The sequence below is a fragment of the Vibrio sp. YT-16 genome, from assembly GCF_033337405.1.
GTDB lineage: Bacteria > Pseudomonadota > Gammaproteobacteria > Enterobacterales > Vibrionaceae > Vibrio > Vibrio alginolyticus.
Map to the genome: position 1 here is coordinate 1 of NZ_JAWOQQ010000029.1, position 14,092 is coordinate 14,092.

Consider the following 14,092-nt stretch of genomic DNA (forward strand, 5'->3'; position numbering starts at 1 on the left):
CGCCTTACTGGATCTATGCGGTTACAGTTTTGCACCGCGATACGCGCAGTTCAGTAGTGTCATCAATGATCTGTTTGCCGTAACTGAAAATGAACACGGCGGCACCAACCTTGCCCTGAAAAAGCCCATCAGGACGAATGTCATCGAAACGGGATGGCAGGATATTAGGCGCATTGTTCTGTCACTTCAGACAAAGCGAACGACACAGGCAATGCTGGTAAGAAAGTTGTCTGGTTATCCTTCGGGGCACCCGACATTACAGGCGCTGACGGAGTATAATCGACTGGTCAAAGCGCAATATTTACTGGATTACATAGACAATGCCAGTTTGCGGCAGTACGTTCAGCGTGCCCTTAACCGGGGAGAAGCGTGGCACTTCCTGAGACGGGCTATTGCGTCGGTGAATGGCGATCAGTTCCGAGGCAAAAACGAGAGTGAAATCGCTATCTGGAATGAATGTGCAAGATTGCTTGCCAACGCGATCATCTACTTCAACTCCGCGATACTGAGTCATCTGCTGGGACACTTTGAAGCGAGAGGAGATGAAGAGAAAGCGGGTATCACTCGTGCTGTTTCGCCCGTTGCGTGGCAAAATATCAACTTAAGCGGAACGTATAACTTCACTAATACTGGGAAATTGCCCAATATTGGCGAAATAACAAGGCCGATAGTGGATGATTAGGCTCCAAGCTGAAAGTAAACCACCTCCGCAGCCATTTATTGGTGTGGTCTACAGAGGATTATGTCTTTTTAGAGGGGAAAATCCCTAGAACCCCACTCTATTAGCAAACCAGCATCTGTTTTTTTGGGGTAACCACTCTCCAGCGTCCTTTCCACACTTACCGTTGTCACCACAACGGTTTACAGTAGGTGAAGCTAATGTAAGATTCAGGAGATCACTGGCAAATTGAATGCGCATTTCACTGGATTGTGAGCACATTCCGCTATCATGTGCTTCACTTGTTGACACTATATGCTCAATGTCTGTGTATCGGTCAGATTCAAAGTAACTGCCAGTGTAAGGGCCATATATCAATCCCCCCATACTACTTACTATGTGATCTTCTACTCGTTGAGAATAGTTGTATTGTTGAGATTTATCGTATGGAGAACATCTATTCTCAGGTTTGACTATTAAACCCCGCCATATCTCTGTTGAATAAGCATCAAAAGAAACCAATAAGATGCTTGTAAGAACAGCTTTAGAAATTGTTTTCATAAACTTCCATTGATTATTATGGTACAGCAATATACTTGAATGCACTAAGCCCAAGCCTTTTGGCATTCGCTCTTGCTGCGGCCTTATTCTTGAATGGATAGATCCCATAACTAGCCAATGTATCTAGTGCCACATCTACCGAATCAATTAACCAAATATCACGAACACACGGAGGACTTCCAGATACTTTAACGTGAAATAAATCTCCATTTTCATCTAATGAAGAAATAGTTTTGGAATCCACATAATTTAGATCAATGTGAACTATCTCACCGTCACTTTTGTAAAACCTGGGATAATTATGAACTGTAACTAGAAGATATCTCATACTATATATTTGCCTTTTGTAGTTAATTTGTCATCGTTTAATGATTTACAGGCGGTATTGCCTCATAGCTAATGTGGTATATTTTTGCATTCTATTAATAGGTGTTCGCATGCACATAACTGTATCTAGTTCTGATAAAAATTTGGACTCTGAACATCACACTTTTGAACAACCTTCCTTGCTGCTTAAAAATCGTATTAAAAGCCCAGAAGCCCAATCCAAATTAAAAATTCTCCGTCTTTCTGATTCAGTACTCAATTGCCACTGTGTATCACCACCAGCCACAATGTATCTACGTAAAAGGGGGGATTACATATTCATGGTGAATCATTATGAGCATGGCCAACATCTGCAAAATTGTCCCTTGTACTCAGACATAAAAGGTTGCAGAGAAGCGGTAAATAGAGATATTTCGCCCTGAGGAATCCCCTAATGATTTTGATAAAAATCATAAATTTAAGGTAGATGCACATCTTGTCATGTGATCAAATGGTTCTGAGAAAAATCAATAACCAGACAACAAGATGTGCGAACTCGATATTTTACACGACTCTCTTTACCAATTCTGCCCTGAATTGCACTTAAAACGACTCAACAGTTTAACGCTGGCTTGCCACGCATTACTTGAATGTAAAACGCTCACTCTTACCGAACTTGGTCGTAACCTGCCAACGAAAGCCAGAACAAAACATAACATCAAACGAATCGACAGATTGTTAGGTAATCGTCACTTGCACAAAGAGCGACTCGCTGTATACCGTTGGCATGCCAGCTTTATCTGTTCAGGTAATTCGATGCCCATTGTTCTTGTTGACTGGTCTGATATTCGTGAGCAAAAACGGCTTATGGTATTGCGGGCTTCGGTGGCACTACATGGTCGTTCTATTACTCTTTATGAGAAAGCCTTTCCGCTTTCAGAGCAATGTTCAAAGAAGGCTCATGACCAATTTCTAGCCGACCTTGCAAGCATTCTACCGAGTAACACTACACCGCTCATTGTCAGTGATGCTGGCTTTAAAGTGCCATGGTATAAATCCGTTGAAAAGCTAGGTTGGTACTGGTTAAGTCGAGTCAGAGGGAAAGTGCAATATGCAGATTTAGGTGCGGAAAACTGGCAACCTATCAGCAACTTACATAGCATATCCTCAAGTCGCTCAAAGACTTTAGGCTATAAGAGGTTGACTAAGAGCAACCCAATTTCATGTCAAATTGCACTGTATAAATCACGTCCTAAAGGCCGAAAAAATCAGCGTTCGACACGGACTAATTGTCATCATCCGTCACCTAAAATCTACTCCGCTTCGACAAAAGAACCATGGGTTTTAGCGACTAACTTGCCCGTTGAAATCCGAACACCAAAGCAACTTGTTAGGCTCTACTCGAAGCGTATGCAAATTGAAGAAACCTTCCGAGACTTGAAAAGCCCAGCCTACGGTTTAGGCCTCCGTCATAGCCGAACTAGCAGCTCAGAGCGCTTTGATATCATGCTGCTAATCGCCCTAATGCTTCAACTGACATTTTGGCTTGCTGGAGTTCATGGTCAGAAACAAGGTTGGGATAAGCACTTCCAAGCTAACACTGTCAAAAATCGAAATGTACTCTCAACAGTGCGCTTAGGGATGGAAGTTTTGCGGCATTCTGGCTACACAATAACGAGGGAAGACTTGCTCGCGGCTGCAACCCTGCTTGCTCAAAATCTATTCAAACATGGTTGTGCTTTGGGGAAATTATGAGGGGATCCCTCAGTATTTCGCCTGAGTCCGAAGAATCAGATTTTAATACCTTTATTTATCACAGAGCGCTCCCTTCTACTGGAACTGATTCAACTAATCCAAAGTCAACTTCAACACGAACGCCCAGTGTACGGCATGGAGAGAGTAAGTTAGAAAGGCTGTATTATCATTTATTAACCGACACACTATCAAATTGGCATTTCTCCGGAAAATCTATGTCGGCTGAACAGCACTTATTCAAACTTAAGAGGTCTGCCAATAAAATCCTCTTTGGAAGTAGTACTCTTGATAAATACATATTTATCGGACCAACAGGTTTGAGATACGCTTTTTCAAAACTCTATCGTAAAACCGGGGCTGGGTGGAAAGGCCCTGGACGCCCACAAGCATTTTGCATGTTCATCACCAATACTATTGAGTTAAAAGAACATTCTTTAGTAATTGATGACACGTGTCTGTCGTTTACCCGTTTGGTGAGCCCTTTAGCCAAATCGGCACTTAAAGAAGTGGAAGGACCTTATTTCGTCTTAGCAACCTTATGCCAAATGCACTCAGAAAGAATTAAGCTACACACCGTTTACATCCAACCAATCGTTTCATTGACAAATCAGGTACCTATTACTTCATCATTTGAACGCAAGGTTTTTACCGCACTAATATCTAAAATCGATAATGGCTCAAAACGTTACAGTATTCAGAAAATACTAACCACTCAGATGCAAAGAAACACTTCGGACTACTCCACGCCGAGCTTTATCTTGCAACTGAAGAATAATCATGGAAAAGTGATTTACCGGAGTATGGTTCAAATTGACGATTCGATTTATAACTTAGATAGATTTAGTCGCTCACCCATTTCTCTATGGCGTGTTAACCACTCAATGACAATATCCCCTGATGAGCCAATAGATATTGCCACAGAAAAGATTCTTTAAACTATACGAGTTTTGACGTTACTCGAGCTCATCCGGTCAGACAGAGATCGACGTTTAGGGAAAACAACTATCAAGAACAAAATCGGCACCGTTAAGCAAATTAGAGTACCGAACAAACGATACACATAAGTAGAAACCTCAACGTTCTCACCTTCTTTTCCTTGCACCTGAAGTTTGAATATTTTTTCCCCTAACGTCCTCTTCAAAAGTATGTATTGGCCCATCATCGTAAAGAAAAAGAACACATAGAAATAACCTATGCTTTGGATAGTCAACGCATTTAGTTCAAAGACGTAAAACTCTAAAATACCGAATAATAAGCTAATCAAACAATAGTCGGTTACAAATGCCAAAAATCTCTTTATCACGTACCAACTCCGTTTAATAAAATATGTTCTTTAACCCTATTGATACAATCAATGTAAACATCTTTGTCAGTCATATCATCGACTTCACCCTTCTTCTTGATGAGTGCTTTCATATCTGGGAACGACAAAACCTGTCCTAATGCAATATTCAATTCATCATAAGGTACTGAGTCACCTAATGCCTCTTTTACTTTTCTTCTGACATGAACATCTTCGGCATCACTTGCTAATGACCATACTAAGCCAGGAGGTAACACCGATACGATAGGTTGAATAATTGGCGCTTGTATTTTCTTCAGCTTACCTATGTACAAGATTCCGCGCCCCATGCCATTTAAAATTCCAGCTTTACCGACATACGATTCTATAGATTCAAACTCATCATCTGTTAGCTTAAACTGTTCCTTAATCACCCGTTCTGTACCTACACCTGGGATGTTGCAAATGAAGGTATTAGTAGCCAAGTCGCGAATAGATGGAGGGAAAGCTTCGTACATCTGTGTCAATAAAGTGATGATCTCACGATACTTACGCGCTGTTTTTACTTCTTTATCAAAGTTTTCATCTAACTCAGGACATTGAGCCTGTTCGTATTCGTCTTGGAAGTAATACTTGGGTAAAGGCTTTTTCGCTCGAGCAATTCGAAGTGCACGCTTATAAAACACAGGATCTGCATCATTTTTTACATCATCTTCATGTACCCAGAAATGCCTTTGAGCTAGACCTTTTGCAAGAATAAACCATGCATTTTTCATCGCTGCTGGGGCGGAATCTACAACTGGTTTAGCGTTTACAAACAGCATTGAAAGGTCAGAGTAATCTACCATCGGATATGAGCCTAAAATTGCGCTATATCGATCTGTCATCAGCTGCACTGAAGCACCAATTAGGTCCAGTAGTTTTTCTCCTCCAACTTTGAAAGAACCCATAGCGCTTTGCTGTTCAGCCGACTTTACCTCTTTGGGTAAGTCAGAGATCAGCGGCCAAATATACCTATGAGCTATTTTTGACAATCTTAGGAAATATTGTCGTTGAGCGTTAGATATACCTTCTTCATTCGATGCTTTGTATAGGGCATTACGGGCGTTTAGGTAGCTGTACGACGACTCGCTCTTTAAATGTTTTTGTACAAGATGGTGAGCAAGCTCTTTCTGTATTTTATCGACGCCGGGTTGCGAAGGGTCAATTTTCCTAGGCTGTGAAATAGCCTTTGCTACCATACTGTCAATTATTGCTGAAACACAGTTATCAAGTTGTACGTGGATTGGCTGTTTCGAGCCACCATTGACTATCTTAGTAACAAAAGCAGTCGCAGTGTTGTTCTCCGGCTTAGCCAATTTATTGTAACCATATTGTGGCTCAAGCATGTTGTAAGCGCTTGTCTTTTCATTGGCAAGACTGATTGCCCCTACTTTAGCTCTATCCTCTTTCTTCAGGTTTGCCCTAACAGTTTCGGCAGTGAATAATATTGACTCACCATAGTCGACCCCCGCAATAAGAGGCAACGATGTCGTTCCAGCTAAGAAATGCATTGCCCTGGTTAATACACCAGCTTGAACTGACTTACCAGAACCCATAGATCCACTAACTAAATTCAAGTGATGTGACTGTGTTGAATCAAAGTCAATAGGCCATGGCTTGCCATCAGGTGTGATATAGAGCAATACGCCGGAGTCCCACGGCGAGGCAGGACGTATGATTGGAGCGGACGAGAAGGCTGTTTCAATACTGTCATTACTCGCTCTCCCAACAGGCCTTGAGCTATAGCCAGGTAAAGAGGATAAAAGGCCCTCTATAGGAAATGAGCACATACGTTGCCTTTCCCCTCCCCAACCTCTAAGTGCACTTTGTACGGCTTTGAAACGTGTATTAGTTTCCGTTTCGTTATCACCCCAAACAGTCACCGACATATAACACTCTACTGCACACCCTCCTTCTTGAATGAACTTTGTTGTCTTATTACAGGCTTTCAGAATTTCACTTGATATTGGGTTAGTTTTAGCAACGAATGTGGTGAGACTCGATTTAGTCATTTTAGAGGTTTGTATACTTTGGGAGCCAGAAACCAGAGTGTACGATATACGCATAGGAACATCTCTGTTAACTCGGTTTATAAAACTCCTCATTAACATAGGCTCATCCCCGACTAAGTAACGCTCAAGCGTGGTATAGCAGTGACCATTGAAAAACTTAAAGTCAGGTCTTTTAGCATCCTCAAAAGGCTGTTCTACTATCTGCGAATGTATGGAGCTATGCCCAATCTCATCAGTATCAACCTTGTAGGTATGATTGCTCATTATTTTAGGAGATGATTCTTGTCGTGTGGATGGTTTCCAACGGTCCTGGTTTTCAAAGTCTCGGTATAGAAGATCTCTGATTTCCTTTAATGCACGATGAGACTCTAGTTTTTCGAATAGAACGTACTCAGAAAAAATATTAGTCATTTCTGTAACAAAAGAACGATGCTGGTCGTAAATCTGCATCGTTTCTACCCAGTGATTCTGGGTCTTAGAGCTACTGCTTAAACTGTGACCATATTCATCTGCCAATTTTTTTCTATTTTCATTACCCTCTTTGATGTTTGGTCTATCAAGAGTTTGGGGTGTCGTAGTCAATACAATATAGGTCATCTCTGGCTTAATTAGCTGAGAAATGAGGCTCTTTTCAGTCTTGTTTAACTTCTCATTTTGGTAGCCCATCGTTTTTGATACAGAGTCCACTGTATTAAGACACTTGTTCACAAAGCTCTCAGAACGACTTGAATCAATATCGATAACAAAATCTATTCTGTTTCCACTGTCTGTAAAATTTTGTCGAGCTCTACTTGCCATAAAGTCAAGTATGGCAAGCTCCTGCTTATTTGAGTAGAACCTGTAAGCCCCGTTCAACTTTAGTAGGGTAACCATTGAACCATCGTGAGTTAGCAGTGAGTGAGGGTCAATGCTTGATGTTGTTTCTAATTGACAAATCTCATAGGGTTTATAGGCGATTAGATTCGCTAAAAATGAAAGAGCTCCCATTAGATAGTTAACCTCTTTACTTTCTTCGCAATAACTGGTTGAGTATCCACTCTTCTTGTAGATAGGGCTGTGATTAATTCACTCATTTGAGCTTTCTTATCCGCATCATCTAGCTGTTCAATTTGATCTAGTTTAATGACATCCTGTACCCCAAACGAGTTATGAAACTGTGAGTTAAGCTTTCCGAACACATTCAAATCTTGAAGCTTTTTGTATGTCTCGGGCATTTGACCATCTGAGAAAATTTCTAGCGGTTCAATTTCCATTTTCTACACTCCGATATCTGGCATTGCGCCAAATTTTTCTGCAATAATATTGGCTTTTTTTACATCTTGGCTACTTAACCAAACCCTTGCCGCACCGACACCAAACCCACCGCCGACGAAACCTGCTTTCATAAACGCTTCCGCAAGTTTGGAGCAAATAATCCTGTCATATGCTCTGAGGTACACTCCCAGGCCAGTAGCTTGTTTTTGACTTCCTAAGTGGACTTTATCGGCTAAGGCACACCAAATATTTTCACTGACCACACCTTTAGAGTAACTATATCTATTTTTTGATAGGTCTATTTCAGGCCTTACATCCAACTTACCAGCATTAGTTTTCAGGCCTCCCAAAATTTCAACCTCACAGTAACGTAAAATATCAATAACCTCTGGAAGAGCAGCCCATATTCTCGTTGTAGATTTCACACCTTCGATTCCAAAGGTAAAACTTTGAGCTCGCTTTGGGTCGATAGACTTTACTTTGATATTTAGAATTGCAGCAGTATTTTTATGGAGGTTCTTTAAACCTATTATGACTTTTTCTGTATCAGGGAGTAGTACTTTGTTTTTATATCCAGCAACAATTGGCCCATCGCTACTAAACGTAAATTCTTCCCAATTGTTATCCAAAGGAAAGTTTTGATTCATTAAGTATTCGAAATGCGCAACCCTTGGTAAGGTATAATGATAGATCTTTCCGTTTGCAGACTTTACAGTACCTTGGAATGACTGATACGCATCATTTAATGCCGCTTTAGCTGAAGCGTCTGCGAGTTCACTTATATTTAGTAGTTCAGAAGGTAGGAACCCTTGTGATTCCAGGTATTGTGGGATTTCACCACCAAGGCGATATCGAAGGTAGTCCGGATTAAGTTCGAATTTACCCTGTAGATCTGCAGCAATTGACTGAACTAGCTTTGCTAAATGTTGAATACCTTCAATATCTTTTTTAACATTCAACTCCCTCATTATCTGTTGTAAAGACAACCTTAAATATTGCGACGAACGTAGGTTAGGTACTTTGTAGAGGGCTTCTTTTTGAAATATAGAGTGTTGAATGTTAGTTACCCAAATTGTAGACATCTCCAAATCAGAATAGGAACTAAACTCCTTCACCTTGCCATCGACACAAGAGAATCCACTCCTAGGTTTTTTTTCATCGTTGAATATCGCTACGCCATATGTGTTCATTAATATCCTATCCTTCTAAACTAGAGATATGGTTGTTCACTATTTCTGGCCAATTGTTTGGGTCATAGAAATCTGAAAAGAAGTCTTGGTTCCTACTCCACTCCTCTATCTCTCGAGAAAAGGGATCTGGAGTAAACAGCAACCTTAAATGAGGGTACTTTAACTGACGTTCGGAATACTCTTTGTCATCCATAGCACGAAAGTCTTCAGCTAGTGCCCTAATGTTGGTTATTTTGTACACTTGACTTACTTGCTGCGCCGTAGCAGAAAGGAGCTCGATCCAGAGCCCTGTATCGCGTGCAATACGCAGAAGCGTAGTACCGCATTTTTCTGGACCTTGGATTTTTGCTAAGTAATTTGCAACCCAAGATATTCGAACGTAAGCATTGAGCTCCTCCTGGGTCAAAGAGGGACAAAAAACTAAAGTGGCAAGTTTATTATCTGCAACAAAACCCAGATGTTCACACATATGACATAGAGGGCATTTACACTCAAAGTTAATGATTTCGTTATGTTTGTGATTCCCATCCTTGTGATGAACATGTTGATACTTTTCTGAACGAAAATGGCAATCAGTACATCGATAGTCAACATCTGATAAAAACTCCACCCTTTTTAGTTGAAAGTCTTTATCATCAGATGGTTCTGGTGGTTCTGATAAACGCCATTGATGGCTTCTACTAACACCTATGAACATTACTCACCTATATATGTCATTTGTGGATATTTTACAATACCCCAATTATCATAATAATTGGGATGATTAACAAGGAATAATTTGGAGAGGCGTTAAGTAAGCGCTTATACCAAGATCGAACTGAGTACTTTTCCGATTGATATCTTTATAACGTGGGCAGGTGAACAGTAGAGGATGGCGAGCGATTATGAGTAAAGATGTGGCTTCTTTCTTTTTCTGTTGCTTATAAATACTGATGTTTCGGGTTATCGATTTATGCTACGCCATAGCTGTTTAATAGTGGCATTTGTATGATGCTTGCGGTTAGTAAACCATTTCCGATACAAAACGCCATCGGTCGCACCGATATTACCTTGATTACCTGCTAACCAAGCTCTGTGCAACTCACTTCTAGCAACCAGCCGCCTAAAACTTCTTGGCAAGAAAAGCTGCTCATACCCAACAAAATAGGCTCGCTCGCATATCAGTTTATATACACTTGTCATACAGTTTTCCTTATCCAGTTAATGTTTCTTTTTAGGTTTCAGCAGCGTCTTAACTAGCTTATCTATCTTACGCTTCTGCTTGTACATGGGCGGTTGTATAGGGCAACATCTAAGAGATCACTTAGCTCTCCAACAGCATCACCAGTTTTAGTCGGGTTTACTGACCTTTAAGCACCACCCCCAGTTCTTCTAGTGGCCATACGAGTGTCTAGTTCTTATGTTGAACATGGCTCCCTCTTTGTTATCAAGTTGTTCTGATGGCATTAATCCATTTGAATCGCCTATTTTGACAGTTGTCATAAGCATGTAGGTGTAATTCAATACCTTTTACACAATCTAGTTGTTTACAATCTCATTTTTTGCCGTTTTTTCCGTAGATAAAACCATACACTGCAGTAATAAAAGCGAAAATGAAGAACCACATTAAATTTTCATTCTCGATTAGAGTTTCTAGAGAAAAATCTAGGACAAATCGGACTAAGAAATAGGCACTAGCAAGGGCTGAAACGTTAGTAATAAAGTCCGCGAACTTCCGGTGGTTAGGTTTTGGTTCTGGCATGTTTTTTCCAATGTTGATTACAGCCCATGTCTAGGGCTGTATTTGTACTGTTTCTCTGCTCGCTTTCTTAAGCAAACAGCCTCAAAAAAGTCACTTGTGCTACTAAGGTACTTTTGCTTATTACCCACTCCGATGTAGGCGACAAAGTAGCCATTGATCTGTTTCACTCCAGTCACACCAGTTTTGTTGCGGCGACTTCTAGCTAAATTTCTCTGAGCAACGCAGTTGTCCCCCTACGTAAATTGCTCCATTTATCATTTAGAGAATCACCATCTTTATGATCGATGATGAAATCAGGAAAATGACCAGTCATTATTGACCAAGCGATTTGACCAGATGTGTACTCTTTACCGTCAATGACAATTCTGCGCCACACGTTGCCTTTCTTCCGCTTGACGCATCCCGCAACTAGATTAGCTCGGCGGCCTCTGCCCAACTTTTTCCACTGGATGATGCCACTATCAGGGTCATAGGTGAGTTGGTTTCTAATCTAAGTTACTAATTCCAATACTATCTTCCAACGTTAAATTCGCTCTAAAACTGGCAACTGAAATGAGCCAGTTGCGCTTTGTAACCAAGCACGATGTATCTGAGTGCGAGCAAGTAGCTTCCTAACCAATTTGGGGACTTCTTTTTTGGCTTTATCGGCTTGGTTATATGACCAGATCTGCAATGGCTCGTAACTATCTCTATCCAGCAGGAACTACTCTTTATATCCAACTTTATTGGGATTTCTATTACCAAATCTCTTTCTAGCCAACCACATCCCTAAGAACTGGAGTACGACAATCAAGATCATCACTGAAAAAGCCATTTCACGATTAATAACGCCAACGAAAAGTAACACTAGACTTAATACAAAACCGATGACAATTGCTTGTAAATGGTGCTTATGTAAAGAGGTTCCTTTAGGTTGCCAATATCTAGCTAATATATTGTCTAACATAAGGTGTTACCTACATCTTGATGAGAGCGTTAAAGAATAGTTCTCCATCAGTGAAAGCATCTTGCAACGTCAAACCGTATGCTCTGTGCATCCATGCGGATTTCAGGACTGATAGCCTACACTTAACTTGAAATTCTGCTTCTTCTTTATCTAAATTTGGATACCCAGCAACCCCCAATAATAGGTCATGTATGCGCTGATTAGATTGGCTCAACTTGATTATAATTGAAGGAGTAGTGATATAGTTTAGTTTCTCTTTAGATACCTCAGTTAGCTCCAACTCTGTAGCAATCACATCAAACCATAAGGTAACTTGTTGTACGCAGATGGAGCTATCGGCATTTGTATATTCACTCAGGCTATCACTAATTTCTTTAGCTAATACTATTTTCATTTCTTGTTAGTCCTTGGTCGTTGTCTTAACTTTTTCTTTAAGGTCTGCGTTCTTATTTTTGAAGCATTTTTACGGTTCTAAAAGGTAAATCTAAGGTTTTTATGAGCTAATATGTTCCCTATCCTAATTAACCTACTTTTTTAGCTAAAGACTTTGCCAGTCCCTCGTTAACAAATGATTTCCAATTTTCTTTAGTTAGTTCTGCCTCGACAACTTCTTCTTCGACTAGCGAAATGATGATTTCTCGATTAATTAGGTTTGTAGCCATGTCTAAATCATGTAAACGAAGGAACGATGTTACACCCCACAGCTTATCTGAATGAAGTTCCAAGCTATCAGGTAGACCCATAAGAGCAGCGAAAGCAAAATCACCTTGTCTTAATCCCCTGCAATGCAAAACCATCATATCTTCAAATCCAAGATAGATTGCTTCTAATGGTTTATCCTCATCATCGTTTGGCTTTAGATGAACTAACCATTTATCCTGATGGACATCAACTAAGTGATTCATCCCTTCATAGTTTTGTAAACCTCGAAGGTTATTGGACATGAGCACACCGTAAACCAACTTTAGTTTTAAATGATCATCATTTAATGGTGTGTCAGGGTTTAGCACACCCTCCTCTCCACGATCTAGAATAGGTAACTCAGCAGCATCTACCAAAACAGCTAAATCTTTTTCGGTATGGGGCATCTGCCATACTGCATATTGCATTTCATTCTTTGACAAAGTTTGCACTCCAAGTTGTTATTACTACTTCTATCAAAGGCACTCAAATCAACCTGTTAAATGCCTTTTGCACAAGTTCGATTTTTCCAATACTCTCAAGTTACTTAGTGAGTGGGATAGAATTTGAATCCATAAAAGAATCAACCTGTTTAACCAAGTCTACTGCTGTCGGCTCTGTCTCTAACGTTGACCGAAGTTTGTTGATTGTTGAAACGCACTCCTGATTAACTTTGAGAGTAATTTCACCTAGGTTGTTAATGTTGGAGTCACAAGCCAATTCCAACTTTGCATCAAGTAAACTTAGCGCAATAGAATGACCTAATTCGATTACCATTTCTTCTTGAGTCGTTGCTTGAGCTTGCAAGGAAAGAGCAGCTAAGATCGTAGCTACTAACTGTATTTTCATATTTTCGATTTTCCCATTACTTCAGCGACAAAAAATCGCCTGTGTATTCATAGTTGACAAGCGCATGTAAATCTCGCCTATGAGAAGGCGTTGCTTCTTCTTTAGCTTGCTCATAAAACCACTTTCCCGCACCATAAAGATCATTGTTGATGTCTAGCCACGATACATCATATTAATTACCATCTTTTTTGTTGATGGAATCAAGACGCTCGTTCCAAGTTCAACCATCTACATGCTTCACCAAAGAACGCATGTTTTCCTTAGATTTTTCAGTTAATTCAAAAGCGAATGGGTTAGAGGTGTTTGATAGTTTATCTAATTCAAGGTCATCTCTAGTTTCAGTCTTACTCCTGTTTTAGTCTCCTATTTTTAAAAGTTCAGCGTTCACATACTGCCATGTTGTTGAGTTAAACCAGTTAATCGGATCTATTTCCCTGTCTGGAACCAACCAATGAAAACCATCTTTTAATGCTTCTTTGTCTAGGCAATACTTATTATTATCTAAGAACCTATCCCAAAAGGAATTGTCAGATAATACATAATGATAATTTATGAGGGCAACGTATGGCAGGTAATAAGTGGCAAATCAGTGATGAACTCTGGGAGAAAATGGCTCCTCTCATCCCGGAACATAGAACTCAACACCCGCTGGGTACGCACCGCAAGCGGGTTGATAATCGCGCTGCAATGAACGCCATTTTCTTCGTACTCAGGACGGGTTGCCAGTGGAATGCGCTAAATGCCACCGGTATATGCTCGTCAAGCTCTGCTCATCGCCGATTTCAGGAGTGGCGGGATGCTGGCGTATTTGAACG

Annotated in this window: 18 protein-coding genes; 4 read left to right on the plus strand and 14 right to left on the minus strand. The window is 40.4% G+C overall.

Annotated features, from left to right (window positions below; genetic code table 11):
- The coding region (locus R7F07_RS23870; RefSeq protein ID WP_206947111.1) for a Tn3 family transposase at positions 1-682 on the plus strand (682 nt) is incomplete at its 5' end.
- Between the two features lie 84 nt (positions 683-766).
- On the opposite strand, the gene R7F07_RS25635 is transcribed toward R7F07_RS23870, so the two are convergent.
- Complete coding sequence (locus R7F07_RS25635) at positions 767-1,327, minus strand: DUF1524 domain-containing protein (protein WP_369292832.1); 561 nt, start codon at positions 1,325-1,327, stop codon at positions 767-769.
- A complete protein-coding gene (locus R7F07_RS23875) occupies positions 1,236-1,547 on the minus strand; it encodes a hypothetical protein (protein WP_025634888.1) in 312 nt (103 codons plus the stop codon). Before R7F07_RS23875 ends, R7F07_RS25635 begins: the two co-directional genes overlap by 92 nt.
- Before the next feature lie 524 nt (positions 1,548-2,071).
- On the opposite strand from R7F07_RS23875, the gene R7F07_RS23880 reads away from it, so the two are divergent.
- Together R7F07_RS23880 and R7F07_RS23885 are read left to right on the plus strand one after the other, a co-directional pair.
- Positions 2,072-3,280 carry an IS4 family transposase gene (locus tag R7F07_RS23880; protein ID WP_032073033.1) on the plus strand — a complete coding sequence of 403 codons (1,209 nt, stop codon included), beginning with the start codon at positions 2,072-2,074 and terminating at the stop codon, positions 3,278-3,280.
- A 215-nt stretch (positions 3,281-3,495) separates the two neighbouring features.
- The gene (locus tag R7F07_RS23885; RefSeq protein WP_203347283.1) at positions 3,496-4,215 is read left to right on the plus strand and encodes a hypothetical protein; all 720 of its coding nucleotides are present in this window, start codon (positions 3,496-3,498) and stop codon (positions 4,213-4,215) included.
- Here the strand turns inward: R7F07_RS23885 and R7F07_RS25640 are convergent.
- The 12 genes from R7F07_RS25640 to R7F07_RS23940 form a co-directional block, all read right to left on the minus strand.
- The gene (locus R7F07_RS25640; RefSeq protein ID WP_025767057.1) at positions 4,212-4,583 is read right to left on the minus strand and encodes an RDD family protein; all 372 of its coding nucleotides are present in this window, start codon (positions 4,581-4,583) and stop codon (positions 4,212-4,214) included. The two genes, R7F07_RS23885 and R7F07_RS25640, sit on opposite strands and share 4 nt — an antisense overlap.
- The gene (locus R7F07_RS23890) at positions 4,580-7,603 is read right to left on the minus strand and encodes a hypothetical protein (protein WP_203347281.1); all 3,024 of its coding nucleotides are present in this window, start codon (positions 7,601-7,603) and stop codon (positions 4,580-4,582) included. The genes R7F07_RS25640 and R7F07_RS23890 overlap by 4 nt, the downstream gene beginning before the upstream one ends.
- Complete coding sequence (locus R7F07_RS23895) at positions 7,603-7,869, minus strand: hypothetical protein (RefSeq protein ID WP_025634882.1); 267 nt, start codon at positions 7,867-7,869, stop codon at positions 7,603-7,605. Before R7F07_RS23895 ends, R7F07_RS23890 begins: the two co-directional genes overlap by 1 nt.
- Positions 7,870-7,872: 3 nt before the next feature.
- A complete protein-coding gene (locus tag R7F07_RS23900) occupies positions 7,873-9,060 on the minus strand; it encodes a hypothetical protein (protein ID WP_025634881.1) in 1,188 nt (395 codons plus the stop codon).
- A gap of 7 nt (positions 9,061-9,067) precedes the next feature.
- Positions 9,068-9,757: an HNH endonuclease gene (locus tag R7F07_RS23905; RefSeq protein ID WP_025634880.1), complete on the minus strand. Its 690-nt coding sequence runs from the start codon at positions 9,755-9,757 to the stop codon at positions 9,068-9,070.
- Between the two features lie 245 nt (positions 9,758-10,002).
- Positions 10,003-10,242 carry a hypothetical protein gene (locus R7F07_RS23910; protein ID WP_025767060.1) on the minus strand — a complete coding sequence of 80 codons (240 nt, stop codon included), beginning with the start codon at positions 10,240-10,242 and terminating at the stop codon, positions 10,003-10,005.
- 352 nt (positions 10,243-10,594) lie between these two features.
- Positions 10,595-10,801, minus strand: coding sequence for a hypothetical protein (locus R7F07_RS23915; protein ID WP_025767061.1), 207 nt, complete (start codon positions 10,799-10,801; stop codon positions 10,595-10,597).
- A 202-nt stretch (positions 10,802-11,003) separates the two neighbouring features.
- Positions 11,004-11,177, minus strand: coding sequence for an HNH endonuclease (locus R7F07_RS23920; protein WP_140050538.1), 174 nt, complete (start codon positions 11,175-11,177; stop codon positions 11,004-11,006).
- A 327-nt stretch (positions 11,178-11,504) separates the two neighbouring features.
- A complete protein-coding gene (locus tag R7F07_RS23925) occupies positions 11,505-11,747 on the minus strand; it encodes a hypothetical protein (protein ID WP_025767062.1) in 243 nt (80 codons plus the stop codon).
- Positions 11,748-11,757: 10 nt separating this feature from the next.
- Positions 11,758-12,141 (minus strand): hypothetical protein, encoded by a 384-nt coding sequence (locus R7F07_RS23930; RefSeq protein ID WP_025767063.1) that lies wholly within the window; start codon positions 12,139-12,141, stop codon positions 11,758-11,760.
- A gap of 127 nt (positions 12,142-12,268) precedes the next feature.
- Entirely contained in the window at positions 12,269-12,871 is a 603-nt protein-coding gene (locus tag R7F07_RS23935) for a hypothetical protein (protein ID WP_140050539.1), read from the minus strand.
- A gap of 100 nt (positions 12,872-12,971) precedes the next feature.
- The gene (locus R7F07_RS23940) at positions 12,972-13,277 is read right to left on the minus strand and encodes a hypothetical protein (RefSeq protein ID WP_169567642.1); all 306 of its coding nucleotides are present in this window, start codon (positions 13,275-13,277) and stop codon (positions 12,972-12,974) included.
- A 564-nt stretch (positions 13,278-13,841) separates the two neighbouring features.
- On the opposite strand from R7F07_RS23940, the gene R7F07_RS23945 reads away from it, so the two are divergent.
- A partial coding sequence (locus tag R7F07_RS23945) for a transposase (protein WP_206937396.1) occupies positions 13,842-14,092 on the plus strand: 251 nt, incomplete at its 3' end.